Source organism: Kluyvera cryocrescens NBRC 102467, from assembly GCF_001571285.1.
Lineage (GTDB): Bacteria > Pseudomonadota > Gammaproteobacteria > Enterobacterales > Enterobacteriaceae > Kluyvera > Kluyvera cryocrescens.
Genome location: NZ_BCTM01000035.1, coordinates 21624 through 39816, shown reverse-complemented (window position 1 = coordinate 39816; position 18193 = coordinate 21624). Strand labels below are relative to the sequence as shown.

Below are 18193 nucleotides of genomic sequence, written 5' to 3'. Positions count from 1 at the left end.
GATTTAGCCCCGACGTATCCCCACTGTTCGTCCATTTCCGCGCAGACGATGACGTCACTGCCCGGCTGTATGCGCGAGGTTACCGACTGCGGCCTGAGTTTTTTAAGTGACGTAAAATCGTGTTGAGGCCAACGCCCATAATGCGGGCAGTTGCCCGGCATCCAACGCCATTCATGGCCATATCAATGATTTTCTGGTGCGTACCGGGTTGAGAAGCGGTGTAAGTGAACTGCAGTTGCCATGTTTTACGGCAGTGAGAGCAGAGATAGCGCTGATGTCCGGCGGTGCTTTTGCCGTTACGCACCACCCCGTCAGTAGCTGAACAGGAGGGACAGCTGATAGAAACAGAAGCCACTGGAGCACCTCAAAAACACCATCATACACTAAATCAGTAAGTTGGCAGCATCACCTACACCTCTAAAGGATAACTATCATGGGTCTTAAACCTGGTCCAAAACCAATTGCTAAATCGACAGGAAAACCGGATCTGATGTAGCCCCCTGAAACACCGGACAGTAGCTGTATCTCCAGATAAGAGATAGGCTTGAATATATGTCTAACACTAACGCCAATTTTGAGATGACCGGGATCCTGTTAGGGCAAGAAGTCCGTAAACGTAAAACTCCTCAGGAGAAGATCGCCATTATCCAGCAGACGATGGAGCCGGGTATGAATGTCTCCCATGTCGCCCGCCTGCATGGTATCCAGCCCAGCCTGCTGTTTAAGTGGAAGAAGCAATATCAGGAAGGCAGCCTCACCGCCGTTGCGGCTGGAGAGGAAGTCGTTCCTGCTTCTGAGCTTACTGCTGCTCTGAAGCAGGTCCGGGAGCTTCAGCGCCTTCTGGGCAAGAAAACGATGGAAGTTGAGATCCTGAAAGAAGCCGTGGAGTACGGTCAGTCGCGAAAATGGATAGCGCACGCGCCCTTGTTGCCAAAGGACGGGGAATAGCCATGGTCAGCCGGACCATGGGCGTGTCGCGTGCGCAACTGTCACTGCGGATTAACCGTTCTGCCGACTGGCAGGACAGGCGCTGTAACCGGCGTAATGAAGAAGCAGACGCAGAAATACTGTCGGCTATCCTCAACATTATCAGCGATATGCCGAGTTATGGTTATCGACGCGTGTGGGGCATCCTGCGCAAGCAACGTCGCACAGAGGGACAGCCACCTGTGAATGCCAAACGGCTTTACAGGATAATGAGCGAGCATAACCTGTTGTTGTTGCATCACAAACCAGAGCGACCGAAGCGTGAACATAAGGGCAAGATAGCGGTGGCAGAAAGCGATATGCGCTGGTGTTCAGATGGCTTCGAGTTCGGCTGCGACAACGGCGAAAAACTGCGGGTAACGTTCGCGCTGGACTGCTGCGACCGTGAGGCCATAGACTGGGCAGCAAGCACGGGAGGCTATGACAGTTCGACCGTGCAGGATGTGATGCTGAGGTCGGTGGAAAAGCGCTTCGGCGACAGGTTGCCCGACACAGCGGTGCAGTGGCTGACGGATAACGGTTCAGCGTATACCGCGTATGAAACGCGGAGGTTCGCGAGAGAGCTGAATCTGGAGCCCTGCACAACAGCGGTGAGCAGCCCGCAGAGTAATGGCATGGCCGAACGGTTCGTGAAAACGATGAAAGAAGACTATATCGCGTTCATGCCAAAACCGGATGTGAGAACAGCACTGCGAAACCTTGCAGTAGCGTTCACGCATTACAATGAAAACCACCCGCACAGCGCGCTGGGATATCACTCCCCGAGGGAATACCGGCGGCAGCGGACATCGTTAACTTAAGATACAAAAGCTGTTCGGAGATGGAGGGTCAAGATCACTTCGTTAGGGTCTTCATTTAACAGGCGCGCACGCTCCCGATAAACCAACTTTAGCGGCATCCCCAGCGCAGCAAAAAAGCTCTCTGTAACTTCAATTTGCTTACAGGCACATTTCGCATCATAAGGGTTAAATTTTGCTTTATCGGTGATGATCAAATCTAACCAGTAGAGACGGTCACATCCACGGCTAGCAAGAGATATAAACTTGCCGCTGGTCATTAACCCTGCCCGTTCTGCGAGGATTGCCAGATTGTGCCTGGTTTGCCAGGTACGAAAATCCAGATCATCGAGTATGGCCAGCATCAGTTCACAGAGAGATTCAAGGCCGTACTTATTCGGATCATTTACCCAAAACCGGCAATTACGGATACGCCTGCGTAACTCGCGGTGAATTTTGAGACGACCTGCAGGAGTGGTAAGTACACGAATCCAGCGCGATAAAAACCGCCGACGCTTACGCGAAGCAACGTTATAACAAGGATTTTGATTTGGTACGCCAGCCGGTGATGGCCGGGCTTTACTTGAACGTTTTTGTTCAGTCACCAGACCCCGCCCTTATGGCGAGTCTGTAGGGTTGAAATGTGCGCATGATAGGGTATAATCCTACATAGGTTTTATGCCTAGCCCCGTTAATCACACTCGCGTCGCCAAACAGAAGAGTGATTATCGGGGCTTTGTTTTTAGAGCGATACCAGAAGCATATCAAGCTCTTTCCCTCACCGGTTAACCGGCTTAACTTCGCATTCTACTCAAATTTTCAAAATTCGCAACGATCGAGAACACCAAAGCTATAATCGCAAATATTACGACAATGCCTACTCACTTTTGACTCGTCCTTGATTTGACATAACCTCATGTATTTTAAGGTTTATATCTTTTAACCTGACAGGTTTAGTTAACAAAGGAGCCTGTCCGATAGAGTGTGCATCACTGTATGCGCTGATGAATATGAAAGGCGTGGATCGATTAGGATTCTGACTGCTACTAACAGTTGCATACAGCTCATCACCTGTCATGCCTGGCATTTGTAAATCACTCAGGACAACGTCATAAGGTTTACGCAGAAGCTTTTCCAGGGCTCGTTCAGGCGAGGTTGTAGCCTCGACAATGTATCCAGCATTAGTAAGCAGACTGGAAAGAGACGAACAGGCCATTTCATTATCATCAATAACAAGCAAGCTAAGAACGCCGAAGACATCTCCGGGAGCTGAAGCAGATACCTCAGCTGTTGCAAGGCTGCTATCTCCCAACTTGATAGGTATTCTCACTGTAACAGTTGTACCTACATTTACTTCACTAGATATATGAATAGTACCTTTTAATAGTCTGATTATCCCTGCAACAATAGCAAGTCCCATCCCAAATCCAGGTACAGTGGATTTCGAATCTACAACTCGTGTAAATGGTTTAAATATGAACTTTAGTTTGTCTTTAGGGATTCCCTTTCCGGTATCAGAAATGACAATATTTAATACCTTACCTTTTTCTATAAAGTAATCTACATTAACTTCCCCGTGCTCAGTGTACTTAATAGCGTTACTGGTTAAGTTTTCAATTACTTGATTAAGGCGTAGAGCATCTGTAAAAATCACTGCATCATTATTGTTTTTTATTTTAACTGTGACATCCTTTTTTTCATAAATAGCAATGCAATCCTGCACAGCGTTAGTAACAATTGCTTGCAAGCTATTATAGGTGTTTTTTATCTCTACAGATCCGTTGTCAATTTTTGCAAATTCAGCCAAATCATTTAACTGGCGCTCCATTTTCGAAACAGCAGTTTCAAGTCGTTCTATCTGACCAGATTTAATCCCTCCACTCAGATTATTGGTTACGACATCAATGATAGACACTATTGCCTGTAAAGATGTTCTGAGTTCATGGCCTACCATACCTAAAAATGCATTTTTACTGGCAAAAGCAGCCCGTTCTGATAGTAACAATCGGTTAATTTTACTTATGTAAATAAATAGGACAAAAAGAAGTAAGGAAATCAACCCACCTGTAATAAAAAGCAGAGTCCATAACTGCTGACGTTTGCTCCTGAAATCTTTAAGAGCGTCATTCCTTTGTGCTATTTCAGCCATATCAGCAAGATTTGTAACGGTTTTAGTTAGCGGTTTTATATCAGCTATGATTGTACTTATTTTTTTATAATCAGGGTGATTATGCGAAAGCAGCCCGTCTATGTCTTCAAGCTTTTTGTTTATCGAATCAATTGTTTCTTCATAGCCTTGCTGTTTATATAGAGGTGCAGTCGCCTCACTCTTTACATAAATAACATTCAAACGAGAATAAAGGATATCGAATTTAAGCCTAACATCGTCAATAGTATTATCGCTATTGATTAGCGTGTAAAGCTCATTCAACTGTATAATGAATTTTGCCACTGAGAAACCGTAGTTTTCTTGGGTGCCAGCGACGGTGTATAAATTTTTCTCCGATAAAAGACTGGTGTACTTAACAACACTAGACACAGTGAATGCTATCAACAAAAGCAGAGCAACCAAAATGATAAAGAAATTTTTTTTCATTTGAGCACCGTAATTTTGTCTATCTGCCAAATGAACCGTGCAAGATAGTGTGGCGTTTTAAGCTCAATATAATGTTCATCTAAAGGATATACCAAAAAATAAGGTCCAAAATCCCTTATTTGAAGCCTTTTTCCATCCATTTCTGTAGCCAATAAAATGTTATATTTTTCAACGTCATTCATGTCTACAATGATTTCATAATCATTCAGAGCATGGAATTTTAGCTTTGCTCCATTAGCGCCAGCGAGTTTTAAAACATAACTTAGGTCGACGCCCTTGAATTTTACTTTTTTACCGGTTGGCGTCCAAGGTGTTGTCGTTACGATGGTATCCCGTGGGAACGAATCAAACTGCTTTTCAGTAATCACATAACCTTTATCACTGTTAGCATTAGCGATTGAACCATCTATAACTATATCCCCAATATTGCTATATGCACTAATTGACAAAAGTATTAGGGATAAGAATGATATTATTTTAACCATAAAGATACTCCCTGTAATTATTTTCCACCATTTTAACCAGTTGGAAATCTTCACTACTCTGAATTTTTTCTAATCTTTTATTCCCAACATAAATCGACTTACAATTACTGTAATACTTTGTTCTTAATTCTGGCGGTATTGTATTAAACACGCATTCAGTAGGTACACCAAATCCAGCGGCTATATGCAATGCAGAGGAGTCACAAGTATAAACGTTGCTAGCATACTTAATTAGCGCTATGAAATCTTTCGTATGGGGTGAATACTTTGATATGTTAATATAATTTTTATGATTCACATCCACGAAACCTAGTACCGTTTTTCCTTCGCGCCTAGAAAGCATATCAACTATGTCATAATAGAACTTCGACGGTATACTTCTTATTTTTGTGCTAGCAATAGGTGCAAAAAGTGTGTAGTTTTCAAAAACTGGCGCTCCGAGATCAATATTGCCTAACCATTTATTAGATAGCTCATTATGGTTAACATCATCAAGTTTCACGCCAAGACCTTGGATAAAATAATCATGCATTTCCATAATATGGAAATCTGGAGAATATAGCTGATTTCCCACATCAATATTCAATGCAGTACAAGGCAATTTCTGAATATGAAAAGGCATGTAATGAAGCTCATCTATAACCGAGGATGCTAATTCATACAGTTCCTCAACATATGACGGTGCAGTCTCCGGTCGAATAAGCTTAATTTTAATCTTGGGATTCTTTTTTTTGATTGCTGACAGCACAGAAATCCCGACGATAGAATCACCTAATGTCACTCCCATGCCATTGATCACATTTAGGTGTTCTATTTCAGAGTAATCACTTGAGAATTTTTGTATATTCCAGTTTTTTATAAGACCATTGTTTAATGGTAAAATATTTTCATAGCTTAGCTTCTGATAATCGTAAGGTGCTACGATCAAACTATCGTTACTTATCAAGCTACCGGAATATTCAAGTAAATTTCTCATAATCTATCTGGCGAAATATTTTTCAATGTTAGATTTGATGATGCCTGATTTAATCGGCTTTTCGTATGGTCCCACAATGTCATAATCATGAATTGACTTTACAATTTCATCATCTTTTATACCAGATAGTTGACCTGTAAGAACGATTATCATTGCATTTTTATTTTTTGACGACCTTATAGCTTTAACCAACTTAAAGCTTGTTTCATCACCGATGATCCAGTCCAAAACATATGCGTCATACGGATTTGTTGCGACAGCTTGAGTAAGTTTTTTCAAGTTATCATAAGTATCTACTTGATAATAATCGTTCGAAAGGATTTCTTTTAAGCTTTCGGTGATATTAGCATCGTCATCAAGTAGTGCAATTCGATACTTAGTGCTGCTAATTACCTTTGGATTTATGACAATACTTTCTATGCTTCGTTTTGATTCATAAAGCAGTTCATCTTTTAAATCATTTGTCGGAAAAATGTTCCATTGGTCAGCTACTTTCAGTGCTGAGTATTCTGTGTTTACTTCCGAACCTTCAGGATAGAGGCATACCTTACAAGAGTGTTCACTGCGGCCATCGTTCCAGATCGCATCTTGAATTTCTTTATTATCCTCATAATAAATACGGAAAAACTCAATCATATCCATGCCAACGGATTGGACTACTTTTATGAGTTGCTGAACCTCCCACTTGGTCGCACCATTCAACTTCTTATAGCCCGCTGATGTAGTGATCTGTAGCACCTTACTTATGTAACTATTGTGCTTTACCTTGGAAATACCTTTTTTGGTCAATACCTTCGCCAGTACCTCTATCACTTTTGCATCATCGAGATCTTGCATTTTTATTACTCTGAATTTGGAGATTTTCTTGATTTTATCCTGCCAGTATTTTTTTTCAATTTTTTCAAACATCTCCAACATTTTACACTGCTGAAAAAGTCCTAAAAATTGGAATCATTCTTAAATCGATACTATAAGTTATAATTTTATTGAATACCCAACTTATAAGCGCTATTGTATTAATCAAATCATTAGCTCTTTAATAACCTAGCAGCGGCGTTCCCCGGTCAGGATAAGGAGGTGTTTTCTGTGACTGCGTAAAGAGATGACGTGCCGCGCCTGTAATGGGTAACACTCTCACTCCTCTGTATCGTTAAGCCTCCCGTTTAATCCTTCCCTGTCTCCCACTGTGCACCGCACGCGGGTGGCTTACTCATACCCAGGAGAAACAGCCATGAGCATGCAAACCGTCCACCGTAAGGCGCTGCGTCAGAATCCTTATTCAACTCTCGGCAAGCCGCCGCTACGCTCCTCCCGTGACCGTATCACGCGTGCCATTAATGGCACCTGGTCGCTCAGGGAGCTGCCGGATAACGTCCGAGAATTGCTAATTGAACGGGCAGCCCTGCGGGCAGAAATCACTACCCTGACTGTGAAAGCGCAGGGACTCAAAAAATCCGATGTATCCGTACTTATTGCCGACAGGCTGCGACGTATCGATGCAATCACCTCACTGCTGGAAAATAGGAAATGTAATGCCTGACATCACGCCTGCTCCGGCCTCACTGCTTGAAGCCGTATTCACCCCCATGACCGAGTACACGCACAACGTGTATTCGGTGAAGGGTGATCGGCTGGCAATGACGCTTACAAAAATCGGTGTTCCCCAAGCTAACAGCCAGGGCGACATTCAGTTATTTATCAACCCGGACTGTGCCACCGGTAAGGTACTGCTCTACAGAAAGGACTGACTATGTTAACCACTGCCGCGTTGTTTCAGCTCGCAATGCAGTGTGCTCCCGCCGTTTACCCCGATACCATCCACGACATCACCCGCACCGAATCCGGCTTAAATCCATATGCCATCGCTGAGATTGTCCCGGTAAAGGGCGGCAGGAGCCGCGTGATTTCTCATCTGCCTTCGTCGAAAGACGAGGCGCTAAAAATTGTGGAGGCCATAAAGCAGAAAAAGCACCGTTATTCAGTAGGGCTGATGCAGATAACCAGCACCAACTTCCCGCAGTTCGGCGTAAGCGCCGAATCCATGTTTAACCCCTGTGACAACATGACTGTTGCCGCGAAAATCATCACCGACTGCTATCAACGAGGAGGAACATTACAGCGCGCCCTGAGCTGCTATTACTCAGGCAACTTTGAAACCGGCCAGCGCCCGGAAAGCGCGTTCGGCAACACAAGCTACGTACAGCGTATTGGCTACGTTGTGCCCTCAACGCGGGCAGAACAGCAGACAGCATCTCCCTCATCCGGGGAAGCGCCTGCCGTCCCGTCCGACAACACTGTTTACCCGGATAGCGTCATACGCGGCGTAATTCCGGCACCCGACACCACCCCGACCAGCATCGCTGCTTATCCGCCACATGTCGTGCGCGGCGGCCTCGCTGTGTCTTCTGATTAAGGAAGAGATCATGACTTTACGTACTATCAAAACCGCTGCAACCCGCCTGATTGCCGCATTTTCCGCCCTGTCTGCTGTTCCAGCAATGGCGGCCAGCGCTGACCAGGCATTTCAGAAAGGCAGTGACGCCATTAACTGGGTCTTCCTCGGCCTAACTGGTATGTCAGTCGTCACTATCAGCTGTGCGGTGGCCTTTATCGCCTACAAGATGCTTGTTGACGGCAAGGCCTGGCACGATCTCCAGCGCGTGTTCTGGGCGGGTGTCCTGCTCGCCGGGGCGTCCGGGTTCGGTGCCTACTTCGCCGCCTAAGGAGGCAGCATGACCATCCTCAACAAGGCGCTGACCCGACCGGCGGCGCTGTGGGGGGTCCCGCTTGTCCCCCTGCTGTTCACCCTGTGCATCCTTACCCTGGCGGCCGTCTGGTCACGTTTTTACTGGCTTCTCCTGCTTCTCATACCTGCCTTTATCGAGCTGAGACGGCTGGCAAAAGAGGACATTCATTTCTTTGACCTGAAGTTGCTGGCGTTTAAAACGCGTGGCAACCGCGCGGCGACCCGGCATTTCGGGACAAAGGCGCTTGTCGCAAACCAGTACGACGCCATAGACGTTACGGAGTTTATAAAACATATGCGGCTCAACGAGAGTATCCCGCTGTCCCGCTATCTCCCCTGGTCTTCCCACCTGCACGAGCAGGTGGTGAAGAACAAAAAAGGTGACTTTGTCAGCACCTGGGAGATCGGCGGTACCATTTTTGAATGCGAGGATGAACATTACCTCGCCACCCTGGACATGCAGCTCAACAACGTTATCCGCTCCTTTGAGGGGCTACCCGTTACCTTCTATACCCATCTGGTGAGCGACGAATTTACCGACACGCTTGAATGTGAATCCGGGATTCCGTTTTCAGATGAAATCGCGCGTCTGTTTTACGCCTCCCGCGAGGGCAAACCTTTCTACCAGCGTCGCCTCTTCTTCACCGTCTGCTTCAATCCGCACACCGGCATTGAGCGGGCGACCATGAAACAGAAGTCCCTGGGCGAACGTAAAACCCTGCTCGACAATGCCCTGCAGGTGATGCAGGAGCACCGGCAAGCGATTGGCACGGCGCTGTCACGCTACGCGGCGCGGCCGCTTGGCACTTATGAGGAGAACGGGCACGTGTTCTCCTCCCAGCTGGCGTTTTACAACTTTCTGATCACCGGCAGGTGGCAGAAAGTCCGCGTCACCCGCACGCCGTTTTATGACGTGCTGGGCGGCACGGATATTTTCCCTTCCACCGACATTGGCCAGGTCAGCCACACCGACGGCCAGAGCTACTTTCGCGGGCTGGAAATCAAGGATTACAGCACTGAAACCATCACCGGGCTGTATGACTCGCTTCTTTATGCCCGCTGCCGGTACGTGTTCACGCAGTCCTATACCTGCATGGGTAAGGATGAAGCGCGGGGCTGCATCCGCACCATCGAGAAACGCCTGAAGTCTGCCGAGGATGATGCGATCTCCCAGCAGGAAGACCTGAAGGTCGCCCGCGACATGCTTCAGTCCGGCATTATTTCATTCGGGAAATATCACCAGACGCTTATTGTCAGCGCCCCAACCAGCGAGCAGGTTATCCGGGACACCAACACCCTGGCGGATACCCTGAAGGATCTCGGTTTCATCATGACCCTGTCCCGCGAGTCGCTGTCGGCGGCGTATCTCGCGCAGTTGCCGGGTGTGTATCACCTGCGCCCGCGTCTGGTGCCGGTGAGCAGCCTCAACTACGCCGAAATGGTGTCGTTTCACAACTTTCACCCGCACAAGCGGGACGGGAATGCCTGGGGGGAGGCGATTGCCGTTGTTCCGACCCCGTCCGGGGGATGTCAGTACGTGAATCTGCACAACAGCCAGGCCGATGTTGACGAGTTCAGCGAGAAGCCGCCGGGTAACACCATGCTGCTCGGCAGTACCGGGACGGGGAAATCGACCCTGCTGATGATGTTCCAGCATCTGATGCAGAAATACCGGCGTCCTGAGTCGTTTGCGCCGGGGGCGACGAAAAAGCGCTTCACCTCGGTGGTCTTTGATAAAGACCGTTCGGCGGAAATGTCGATACGCCTCCAGGGCGGCTCGTACTTCCGTTTCCGTTCAGGCGAGAAGACCGGCCTTAACCCGTTTGCGCTCGCTCCAACGAAACGTAACCGCAACTTCCTCAAGAAGCTGATGCGAATGATTTGCACAAGGGACGGCAAACCGCTCGACCCGCGCGATGAAGAACGCCTCAGCGAGGCAGTGGACACCATCATGCTGGACTACCCGCCTGAGCTTCGTCGCAACGGCATCACCCGCATGCTGGAAGTGCTGCATGAAGCCCCGACGAAGGACGCACGGATGAACGGGCTGCGCATCCGTCTCCAGCAGTGGGCGCAGGGCGGGGAGTTTGGCTGGGTGTTTGATAATGACGTGGACACCTTTGATATCGACAATATTGATAATTTCGGCATCGACGGCACGGAGTTCCTGGACGACAAAGACGTGCGCAGCCCGCTCACCTTCTACCTGCTCTACCGCGTGACCAGCCTCCTCGATGGCCGCCGCCTGGTCATTTTCATGGATGAATTCTGGAAATGGCTTCAGGACCCGGAGTTTTCAAAATTCGCCCTCGACATGCTGAAGGTCATTCGAAAGCTCAACGGCATTTTCTTCCCGGCCACGCAGTCGCCGGAGGAGATGTGCAAGCACGAGATCTCGGCGGCCATTATCGAGCAGTGTAGTACCCGCATCTTCATGGCGAACCAGCAGGCGAAGGAGTACGACTACGTGGACATGCTGCGGGTGCCGAAAGCGGTTTACGACATCGTGACCACCCTCGACCCCTACGCCCGCCAGATGGTGATCATGAAATCTCCGCTGCGGCGTGGTGACGTGCGCCCGTATATCGCACAAATCACCCTCGACCTCTCCGGGCTAGGTCGCTACACGAAGCTGCTCAGCGCCAGTGCGGACAACCTGAAAATTTTTGACGAGATCTGGCAGGAGGGTATGAAGCCGGAAGACTGGAAAGACGAAATGCTGAGACGTGCCGTTTAATCACAAAAGGATAACACCATGAAACTGAAAACCACCCTGACGGCGCTGACCGTCGCCTTGTGTCTCTTTCACGTCCCGGCTCAGGCCGGTATTCCCGTTTTTGATGAAGTAGCCAACGCCAGCAACATCCAGCAGTGGGCGGAGAAGCTCCAGCAGTGGCAGCAGACGGTTCAACATTATCAGTCGCAGATGAACGCTTATAAACAACAGCTGGCAACGGCCACCGGTATTCGGGACGTCCAGGCATTCCTGAATCAGGCAAAAAACCTGACGGCTGACATTAAAAATCTGAAAAACAGGGGGATTTCCTTAAACGATCTGTTAACCGGCTCAGGCGGGTCTTATGCTGGGGAACTAAACAGGCTGTATGACAAATACAAACTGTTCGACAACTGCCCGGAGAACGCCAGCGAGGCGTACCGGGATAGCTGCAAACAGATGCTCCTCAATCAGGCGGTGTCCGTCGAGGACACTTCTGACATCCAGGAAAAAATTTCCGACACGCTGAGCGATATTAGTAATCTCGCCAGTCGCATCGAGAATGCGAAGGACAGTAAAGAATCGCAGGATCTGGCGAACGTAGTGTCCGCGCGGAGTATCCAGCTGAACGCCCTGACCACTCAATGGGAAATGTCGGTCAAACAAAGTGAGATGCGCAACCAGCTGCTTGCCGAACAACGCCGAAAGGCGCAGGCCGAGCAAATGCGCACAGCTCCAATCGCAGACCTTAACTAACAGGTGACCCCATGAAACTGAAGACACTGACCTTTATTGTTCTGGCCTCAGTGGCCGCGCTTACTGGCTGCGAGGATAAAACCTCCGTAGACTGGTATATGGCACACCATGACGACATGCTGGCGAAATACAGGGAGTGCATTTTTAATCATAATTTTGTGCCCACCGATTGCCAGAATGCACGCTCCGCCCTTCACCGTGAAAAAGCTAAACCTGATGTTGCCGAAGGATATAAGCAAATCCTGAAAGACCTTGATAAAGCTCGCGTGCAAGAGCCTATTGCTGACCTGAATTAGCGACAGGAGAACGCACCATGAGTGGAATATTCGTCGGATTAAACAGCCACATCATGGAGGGGTTTGACAGCGTGCTCACCAGCGTGGCCGCCGATACGGGGGGGTGGATGGCACACCTGTTCTCCGTCGCGGTGCTCTCGCTGTACATCACGTGGCGCGCCTACCAGACGATGGCAGGCAAGCTAGTCCGCCCCTTCGAGGAGATCGTGTGGGACGTGAGCCGGATGCTCATCATCATGATTTTCGTCACCAACGCCGGAGGCTATCTCGATCTGGTTTCGGATGCCATCACCGGCCTGCGGGACGGATTCAGCGGCGACGCGTCGATCTGGGCGCGGCTGGATACCGTCTGGGAAAAGGCTCAAGCACTTGGGGAGAAGCTTTACTCTTATGATGATTCAACCTATGTCGCTCTAAAAGGCACTCTGGCGCAGTTTCTGGTCTGGGCAGGCGTCATGTTACTGGTAGGCATCACGGCCATCATTAACCTGATAGCCGAACTGGTGATGCTGCTGATGCTGGCGACCGCCCCGATCTTTATCTACTGCCTGATGTGGTCGTGGTTCCGGGATATGTTCAGCAACTGGCTCAGAATTATTCTGGGCTGCATCCTTACATCCCTGTTCAGCGGCATCGCCCTGACGGTGGTAATGGATTACCTGGACTACATCCTGGCGGGCGCCACAAAAGCATCCGATGCCAACTACCTGACTCTGGCCGTTCAGGTCTTCCTCGGCACGGCGGGTGCCGCCGCCGTGATGGTCCTGACCTATAAGCTGGCCGAGGCGCTTGCCGGTGCATCCGCACAGGGTGCCGCGCAGGCACTTGCCGCGTCGGGAGTAGGTTCAGCCCGTCAATCCGCCTCCTCCGCAGCCGGTGCGGTGGGGGATAAAGCCTCACAGAACCTTAACAGCACCGGCAGCGCAACGGCCTCGTCTGCCTCCACGGCCTCCCGCGCCACCGGCGATGCGCGCAGCCGCAGCCGCGCCGCCGTTCAGCGGATGCAGGAACGCTACCAGAGATAACCCAGTCTGACTGAACTGCGGGACGCCGCAACGGCGTCCTGCGGCTTCGTCACGTCTTTACCACAGGAAAAACACCATGAAATACGGCATCACGCTGCTGATGCTGTGCCTGCTTGCAGGCTGCGCACAGCGAAACACCCAACTTCCGCCCGTGTCGGGCAACCCGGAGCCGGTCAATTCCCCGGCCATTATTCAGGAGTTAACCCCCCATGTCTGAACTTACCGCCAAAGCCCTGAGCGACTCGCGCTCGTTTGAGAACGCCATTCTTGAGCGGGATATGCGCATGAAAAAGGCGGGCTGGATCGTGGCGGCGCTCGCCGGTCTGCTGCTCGTCTTCGCCCTTGCCGCCCTTATCCTGCTGCTACCGCTCAAAACCACCACCGTGGAGCTGTACACGCTCGACCGTCAGACCGGGCGCATCGAGCGCGTCACCACCGTCGGCGAGGACAAGCTGGACACCTCCGAGGTGCTCAATCTCTCGCAGACTGCGTCCTACGTGAAGCGCCGCGAGGGGTACAACTATTTCGCCCTTCAGCAGGACTACAGAGAGACGCAGATGTTCAACAGCGACGAGGTCAACAAGGAATACCTCGACTGGTTTAACAGCCCGGACGCGCCGGACGCTGTGTTTCAGCAGGCGGCCTATGTGGTCACGGTGGAAGTCCTCTCCAACGTACCGTCAGAGGGCACCGGCTCCAGCATGGTGGAGATGCTGCGCATCAAGCGCACCATTCGAAAGGTCAAGGACAACACCGAAACGTATGATTACTGGACGGTGCGCATGACCTACCGCTATTTCCCGCAGAAGAAAATGACGGCCTCCGAGCGCGAGGTGAACCCGTTCGGCTTCATCGTCACCAGTTACCAGCGGTTTAAGGAGAAAAGCGATGAATAAGGTACTGATGTGTGCCCTCCTGCTGACCGCAGCGTCAGCATGGGGTGCGGCGACACCGCGCGGCAGCGCCTATGACAGCCGCATGCAGAACATCCCCTACAACAGCCAGAACACGACAGTGATTAACACGCGGGCGGGTTACATCACGACGCTGGTTTTTGACGCCGACGAGGAGGTGATCACCGCCACCGCTGGTTTTCCGCAGGGCTGGACGATCACACCCGACCGTAACCGCGTGGGGATTAGCCCCGCGCCGGTGAAGCAGCCGGTAACGGATGCGGACGGCAAAACCGTCCAGAAGATTTTCACCCCCACGCAGCAGGACTGGCAGACCAACCTGTTTGTGACCACCACAAAGCGCGACTACAGCCTGATGCTGAACGTGATCGATAACGATCGCGAGGCGGGAAATCTGGCCTTTGTGGTGCGCTTCAGCTACCCCGACGATACCCGCAGGCAGAACGACGCAGCCCGCCTCGCCCGTCAGCAGGAGCTTCAGGCCGCGCAGGAGAAAGAACGCATTCAGTTTGCCCTGAAGAAATCCACTGCGCCGCGCAACTGGAACTACACCCGCAGGGTGGCGGCAGGTTCGGAGTCGATCACCCCGGATTTTGCGTATGACGACGGCCGGTTTACCTATCTCGGCTTTTCACCGCAGAAGCTGATCCCGTCGCCGACCGTCATCGTCGGCGGCAGCGAGCAGGTGATCACCCCGACCTTCAGCACCGAGGGTAACTACCGGGTGATGGTACTGCGCTCTCTTTCTCCACGCTTTGTGCTGCGCTACGGCAGCCAGGTCGTGGGGATTGAAAACGGCAGTTACGGGAAAGTCACCGTGGCGAACGGCAGCACCGTCTCACCGGATGTGAAACTGGAGAGCAAATGATGAACGAACAGAAAGACATTAAAACCGCCGCCGAACTGGAGGCGGAAGCCCGCGAGCGGGCGCGGGCAGAGATTGACGGCGATAAACCCGCCGCAGGCGCGGTGCCACCCGGACAGCCACAGGTGGTGCAGCACGCGAAGCGCCGCAGCCGCCGCACGCTCGTGCTGGCCGCCATCAGCCTGGTGTTACTGGTCATTATCGCCACCGGCGGGGATTACCTGATGGCGAAACTGAAGGGTGACGGCAGCGGGAAAAGCGCGAGCCATGAACCGGAATCGCACGCCACCTCCCCCGCCCGCGAGCGCAATAACCTCGGACGGGATCTGAACCCGCTGGGACAGCTGGCAGACACAACCGGCCAGGAGAAGACTACTCCGACTGATACCGCCGCGCCGCCGCAGGCATCACCGCCCCCCCTGACGTTTGACAAGGTCAGCGCCCTGGCAGACAGCGCCCCAACCACTGCAAGCAGCGCCCCGAAAAGCACGTCCAGCAGTAACGTATCACCTGCGGGCAGCGCGTCCGCGCCAGGCTCTGCAACACCCGCCGGGCAGTCGCAGGATAACGGGCTGGCGCGCATTACCGGCGTGAAGCGGCTCGGCCTCGATCCGGATTTGTACATTCCGGCCGACCGGCATATCCCCTGCGCGATGATGCAGCGCTTTGTATCGGACGTGGGCGGGCGCTTTAACTGCCTTATCAGCGAGGACATTTACAGCGCCAGCAACGCCGTGCGCCTTATCCCGGCAGGCACTGAGGCGCGCGGCCTGTACCGCACCGGCACGCTGAAAAACGGGCAGGGGCGTCTGTTCCTCGCCATCACCGAGCTGCGCACGCCGGAACCCGGCCGCCTGGTTATTCCGATGGTTGACAGCCAGGCCGTGGGGGCGCTTGGCGAGAACGGCGTCGCGGGCTGGATAGACAATCACTGGCTGGAGCGGATAGGTAATACCCTCCTGCTCGGCACGGTACAGGACTTTGCCGCTGCGGCCTCCGGCTCGTCGCCGGGCAAGGATCGCAACACGGACTACACGGAGAACACCCGCGCGGCCACGGCGGAAATGGCAAAAACGCTCCTGGAAAACAGCATCAACATCCCGCCGACGATGTACCTCAACCAGGGTGACGTGATTGGCCTGGTCACGGGGGCGGACATTGATTTTTCAGACGTCTACAGACTGCGCATGAGGTAAGCGATGGACGATAAACTGACTGATACCCCGTCAGAGGGCAACGTCGCGCTGTCACACCTGCGCGATCTGTTGTTCGGGGACTACCTGAGCCGGGAGGGGCTGACGGAAATTGCCATCAACCGCCCCGGAGAGCTGCACACAAAAATCAACGGGGCGTGGGAAATGCACGCCTCGCCGGTCACGCTGCGCCAGTGCTCGTCCTTTGCCAGGGCGCTGGCCGTGTGGAACAACGACACCATTGATGAAACGTCGCCTATCCTCTCGGCCACGCTCCCTACAGGAGAACGCTGCCAGATAGTGGTGCCCCCGGCCTGTGAGCGCAACACCATCTCAATCACCCTGCGTAAGCCGGACTACTTCCAGCGCACCCATCAGTCGTATATCGATGCCGGGTTTTATGACCGGGTGCAGGGTACAGAAAAGGTGGAATCAAAAGACGGGGAGCTGAGCCGCATATACCTGTCCGGGAATATCCCGCTTTTTATGGAAAAGTGCGTGGAGTACGGCAAAACGCTCTTTGTGGTGGGGGAAACAGGCTCTGGGAAAACCACCTACATGAAGATGCTGCTGCACTACATTCCCGAGACGCTGCGCCTTATCACCATCGAGGACAACCCGGAGCTGAAGTTTTACAGCCAGAAAAACTACGTTCATCTGTTCTACCCGGCGGACGCCGGAGAGGGCGCAATAGTCACCTCTGATCGCCTGGTGCGCGCGATTTACCGTATGAACCCCGACCGCCCCCTGCTCGCCGAGGTGCGTGGCCGCGAGGCGTGGGACGCACTCAAGCTGATTGAGTCCGGGCACGAGGGGTTTATGTCCTCCCTGCACGCGGGCAGCCCGCGCGAGTGTATCTCCGGGCTGATTGACCGCTGCTACGAGCATCCGGCGTGCCGGGGCATGCCGGTTGACGTGCTGCTGCGCAAGGTACTGCACTGCGTCGACGTCATTGTGAGCGTGGACGTTCACGGCAACGTGCGCCGCATGAGCGACGTCTATTTTAAACCCCTGCACATGCAGGCTATGAAGGAGAGTTTCAATGATGCTGCCTAAACTGACCGGCCTGACGGCGATCGTCGTCCTCCTGGCGGGCTGTTCTTCGCCACCGGAGCCTGCGGCCGTTGACTGGTCACAACCGGCGCAGCCGGTAACGACCACCCGGCCGGTATGGGAACCCAACCGTCTTATCGTGGCCTCGCCGGTGACGGAAGGGCACTGGTCGCAGGTGCTTGCGCGTTTTGAACCCGGCGGGATTTACCCGGCCGCACAGTGGTACGCGGTTGCGCACGCCTCGCGCGCGGTAGTAAATGCCCCGGACGGCCAGCGCTTCTTTGCGGCCAAAACCTGGCTCCGCGAGGGCGGCTACAAGGGTGTGGTGGAGTTTCGCCCCCGCTCCGGCTGCCTGACCTGCGACACCTCAGAAATCGTCTTCTACCGATAACGGCGGCGACGGTCTGAGTCCTTCAGACCGTCACCGACGTTGAACAACCAACGGGCGTTAGCGCCCTGCTTCCCTTCAGAGGAAATCATCATGAAACACACCGTAATCACGGCGGCGCTGCTGTGCGCCCTTACTTCTCCGGCGTTCGCCGCCGATGGCCAGAATGCCGACCCGAATGACCCGTGCGCGATGGTGCTGTGCCTGGCCGGAAAGCTCGACGGCAGCAGTCCCGCCGAGTGTGACCCGATGTACAAAAATTTCATGAGCATCAAAAAGAAAAAAAAGGGGTCGTTTTTACCCGATCACACCGCCGCAGCGCGGCAGAAAAAACTGAGCGCCTGCCCGTCCGCTGACAGCGCCATTGTCGGCAAGATCATCTCGAAATTTGGCCGTATGAACGGTTGGTAAAACGGCAGCC

Annotated in this window: 21 protein-coding genes and 1 pseudogene; 16 read left to right on the top strand and 6 right to left on the bottom strand. The window is 52.3% G+C overall.

Annotation, left to right across the window (positions count from 1 at the left end; translation table 11 throughout):
* A pseudogene (locus KCR01S_RS24470) lies at positions 1-355 on the bottom strand (IS1-like element IS1A family transposase); the annotation flags it as partial.
* 224 nt (positions 356-579) lie between these two features.
* Between KCR01S_RS24470 and KCR01S_RS19965 the strand changes: the two are divergent.
* Positions 580-1787 (top strand): IS3 family transposase gene (locus KCR01S_RS19965; RefSeq protein ID WP_089617520.1). Its coding sequence is split into 2 segments (ribosomal slippage): positions 580-901 and positions 901-1787, totalling 1209 coding nucleotides; the frame shifts between segments, so codons are not numbered across the junction.
* Here KCR01S_RS19965 and KCR01S_RS25695 read toward each other — a convergent pair.
* The 5 genes from KCR01S_RS25695 to KCR01S_RS19940 all read right to left on the bottom strand — a co-directional run bounded on the left by KCR01S_RS25695 (position 1784) and on the right by KCR01S_RS19940 (position 6738).
* A complete protein-coding gene (locus tag KCR01S_RS25695) occupies positions 1784-2368 on the bottom strand; it encodes a RepA protein (RefSeq protein WP_233422836.1) in 585 nt (194 codons plus the stop codon). The genes KCR01S_RS19965 and KCR01S_RS25695 overlap by 4 nt on opposite strands.
* A 272-nt stretch (positions 2369-2640) precedes the next feature.
* Complete coding sequence (locus KCR01S_RS19955) at positions 2641-4359, bottom strand: ATP-binding response regulator (protein ID WP_061284764.1); 1719 nt, start codon at positions 4357-4359, stop codon at positions 2641-2643.
* Positions 4356-4844 (bottom strand): putative pterin-binding protein, encoded by a 489-nt coding sequence (locus KCR01S_RS19950; protein WP_061284763.1) that lies wholly within the window; start codon positions 4842-4844, stop codon positions 4356-4358. Before KCR01S_RS19950 ends, KCR01S_RS19955 begins: the two co-directional genes overlap by 4 nt.
* Positions 4837-5820, bottom strand: a complete 984-nt coding sequence (locus KCR01S_RS19945) for a glycosyltransferase family protein (protein ID WP_039267228.1) — start codon at positions 5818-5820, stop codon at positions 4837-4839. The genes KCR01S_RS19950 and KCR01S_RS19945 overlap by 8 nt, the downstream gene beginning before the upstream one ends.
* A 3-nt stretch (positions 5821-5823) precedes the next feature.
* Positions 5824-6738 (bottom strand): helix-turn-helix domain-containing protein, encoded by a 915-nt coding sequence (locus tag KCR01S_RS19940; RefSeq protein ID WP_000891983.1) that lies wholly within the window; start codon positions 6736-6738, stop codon positions 5824-5826.
* A 313-nt stretch (positions 6739-7051) separates the two neighbouring features.
* On the opposite strand from KCR01S_RS19940, the gene KCR01S_RS19935 reads away from it, so the two are divergent.
* The 15 genes from KCR01S_RS19935 to KCR01S_RS19870 all read left to right on the top strand — a co-directional run bounded on the left by KCR01S_RS19935 (position 7052) and on the right by KCR01S_RS19870 (position 18183).
* Positions 7052-7360: a hypothetical protein gene (locus tag KCR01S_RS19935; protein WP_001776105.1), complete on the top strand. Its 309-nt coding sequence runs from the start codon at positions 7052-7054 to the stop codon at positions 7358-7360.
* Positions 7353-7568, top strand: a complete 216-nt coding sequence (locus tag KCR01S_RS19930; RefSeq protein ID WP_061284762.1) for a hypothetical protein — start codon at positions 7353-7355, stop codon at positions 7566-7568. Before KCR01S_RS19935 ends, KCR01S_RS19930 begins: the two co-directional genes overlap by 8 nt.
* 2 nt (positions 7569-7570) lie before the next feature.
* Entirely contained in the window at positions 7571-8233 is a 663-nt protein-coding gene (locus KCR01S_RS19925) for a lytic transglycosylase domain-containing protein (RefSeq protein WP_061284761.1), read from the top strand.
* A gap of 10 nt (positions 8234-8243) precedes the next feature.
* On the top strand, positions 8244-8543 hold the full coding sequence (locus tag KCR01S_RS19920; protein ID WP_000175462.1) for a TrbC/VirB2 family protein: 300 nt from the start codon (positions 8244-8246) through the stop codon (positions 8541-8543).
* Between the two features lie 9 nt (positions 8544-8552).
* Positions 8553-11303, top strand: a complete 2751-nt coding sequence (locus KCR01S_RS19915; protein WP_017694776.1) for a VirB4 family type IV secretion/conjugal transfer ATPase — start codon at positions 8553-8555, stop codon at positions 11301-11303.
* Positions 11304-11321: 18 nt separating this feature from the next.
* Positions 11322-12038, top strand: coding sequence for a TrbJ/VirB5 family protein (locus KCR01S_RS19910; RefSeq protein WP_000770034.1), 717 nt, complete (start codon positions 11322-11324; stop codon positions 12036-12038).
* 11 nt (positions 12039-12049) lie between these two features.
* A complete protein-coding gene (locus KCR01S_RS19905; RefSeq protein ID WP_000769859.1) occupies positions 12050-12334 on the top strand; it encodes an EexN family lipoprotein in 285 nt (94 codons plus the stop codon).
* A gap of 17 nt (positions 12335-12351) precedes the next feature.
* The gene (locus KCR01S_RS19900; RefSeq protein ID WP_000014166.1) at positions 12352-13359 is read left to right on the top strand and encodes a TrbL/VirB6 family protein; all 1008 of its coding nucleotides are present in this window, start codon (positions 12352-12354) and stop codon (positions 13357-13359) included.
* A 76-nt stretch (positions 13360-13435) separates the two neighbouring features.
* Positions 13436-13576, top strand: a complete 141-nt coding sequence (locus KCR01S_RS25400; protein ID WP_000873539.1) for a hypothetical protein — start codon at positions 13436-13438, stop codon at positions 13574-13576.
* A complete protein-coding gene (locus tag KCR01S_RS19895) occupies positions 13569-14255 on the top strand; it encodes a VirB8 family type IV secretion system protein (RefSeq protein WP_001293055.1) in 687 nt (228 codons plus the stop codon). Before KCR01S_RS25400 ends, KCR01S_RS19895 begins: the two co-directional genes overlap by 8 nt.
* On the top strand, positions 14248-15141 hold the full coding sequence (gene virB9 / locus KCR01S_RS19890; RefSeq protein ID WP_001045307.1) for a P-type conjugative transfer protein VirB9: 894 nt from the start codon (positions 14248-14250) through the stop codon (positions 15139-15141). The genes KCR01S_RS19895 and virB9 overlap by 8 nt, the downstream gene beginning before the upstream one ends.
* The gene (virB10, locus tag KCR01S_RS19885; protein WP_061284760.1) at positions 15138-16334 is read left to right on the top strand and encodes a VirB10/TraB/TrbI family type IV secretion system protein; all 1197 of its coding nucleotides are present in this window, start codon (positions 15138-15140) and stop codon (positions 16332-16334) included. The genes virB9 and virB10 overlap by 4 nt, the downstream gene beginning before the upstream one ends.
* Before the next feature lie 3 nt (positions 16335-16337).
* On the top strand, positions 16338-17387 hold the full coding sequence (virB11, locus tag KCR01S_RS19880; RefSeq protein ID WP_000342114.1) for a P-type DNA transfer ATPase VirB11: 1050 nt from the start codon (positions 16338-16340) through the stop codon (positions 17385-17387).
* The gene (locus KCR01S_RS19875) at positions 17374-17775 is read left to right on the top strand and encodes a cag pathogenicity island Cag12 family protein (RefSeq protein ID WP_001776111.1); all 402 of its coding nucleotides are present in this window, start codon (positions 17374-17376) and stop codon (positions 17773-17775) included. The genes virB11 and KCR01S_RS19875 overlap by 14 nt, the downstream gene beginning before the upstream one ends.
* 90 nt (positions 17776-17865) lie before the next feature.
* Entirely contained in the window at positions 17866-18183 is a 318-nt protein-coding gene (locus KCR01S_RS19870) for a TrbM/KikA/MpfK family conjugal transfer protein (RefSeq protein ID WP_000683352.1), read from the top strand.
* The last annotated feature ends 10 nt before the right edge of the window (positions 18184-18193 follow it).

What these genes read in the sequence shown, in the direction of transcription:
- virB9 (WP_001045307.1), top strand. Translation starts at nt 14,248, where the DNA reads ATGAATAAGGTACTGATGTGTGCCCTCCTGCTGACCGCAGCGTCAGCA.
- KCR01S_RS19915 (WP_017694776.1), top strand. Translation starts at nt 8,553, where the DNA reads ATGACCATCCTCAACAAGGCGCTGACCCGACCGGCGGCGCTGTGGGGG.
- KCR01S_RS19945 (WP_039267228.1), bottom strand. Translation starts at nt 5,820, where the DNA reads ATGAGAAATTTACTTGAATATTCCGGTAGCTTGATAAGTAACGATAGT.
- KCR01S_RS19930 (WP_061284762.1), top strand. Translation starts at nt 7,353, where the DNA reads ATGCCTGACATCACGCCTGCTCCGGCCTCACTGCTTGAAGCCGTATTC.
- KCR01S_RS19920 (WP_000175462.1), top strand. Translation starts at nt 8,244, where the DNA reads ATGACTTTACGTACTATCAAAACCGCTGCAACCCGCCTGATTGCCGCA.
- KCR01S_RS19910 (WP_000770034.1), top strand. Translation starts at nt 11,322, where the DNA reads ATGAAACTGAAAACCACCCTGACGGCGCTGACCGTCGCCTTGTGTCTC.
- KCR01S_RS19955 (WP_061284764.1), bottom strand. Translation starts at nt 4,359, where the DNA reads ATGAAAAAAAATTTCTTTATCATTTTGGTTGCTCTGCTTTTGTTGATA.
- KCR01S_RS19870 (WP_000683352.1), top strand. Translation starts at nt 17,866, where the DNA reads ATGAAACACACCGTAATCACGGCGGCGCTGCTGTGCGCCCTTACTTCT.
- KCR01S_RS19950 (WP_061284763.1), bottom strand. Translation starts at nt 4,844, where the DNA reads ATGGTTAAAATAATATCATTCTTATCCCTAATACTTTTGTCAATTAGT.
- KCR01S_RS19895 (WP_001293055.1), top strand. Translation starts at nt 13,569, where the DNA reads ATGTCTGAACTTACCGCCAAAGCCCTGAGCGACTCGCGCTCGTTTGAG.
- KCR01S_RS19900 (WP_000014166.1), top strand. Translation starts at nt 12,352, where the DNA reads ATGAGTGGAATATTCGTCGGATTAAACAGCCACATCATGGAGGGGTTT.
- KCR01S_RS19925 (WP_061284761.1), top strand. Translation starts at nt 7,571, where the DNA reads ATGTTAACCACTGCCGCGTTGTTTCAGCTCGCAATGCAGTGTGCTCCC.
- KCR01S_RS19905 (WP_000769859.1), top strand. Translation starts at nt 12,050, where the DNA reads ATGAAACTGAAGACACTGACCTTTATTGTTCTGGCCTCAGTGGCCGCG.
- KCR01S_RS25400 (WP_000873539.1), top strand. Translation starts at nt 13,436, where the DNA reads ATGAAATACGGCATCACGCTGCTGATGCTGTGCCTGCTTGCAGGCTGC.
- virB11 (WP_000342114.1), top strand. Translation starts at nt 16,338, where the DNA reads ATGGACGATAAACTGACTGATACCCCGTCAGAGGGCAACGTCGCGCTG.
- KCR01S_RS19875 (WP_001776111.1), top strand. Translation starts at nt 17,374, where the DNA reads ATGATGCTGCCTAAACTGACCGGCCTGACGGCGATCGTCGTCCTCCTG.
- KCR01S_RS19940 (WP_000891983.1), bottom strand. Translation starts at nt 6,738, where the DNA reads ATGTTGGAGATGTTTGAAAAAATTGAAAAAAAATACTGGCAGGATAAA.
- KCR01S_RS19935 (WP_001776105.1), top strand. Translation starts at nt 7,052, where the DNA reads ATGAGCATGCAAACCGTCCACCGTAAGGCGCTGCGTCAGAATCCTTAT.
- virB10 (WP_061284760.1), top strand. Translation starts at nt 15,138, where the DNA reads ATGATGAACGAACAGAAAGACATTAAAACCGCCGCCGAACTGGAGGCG.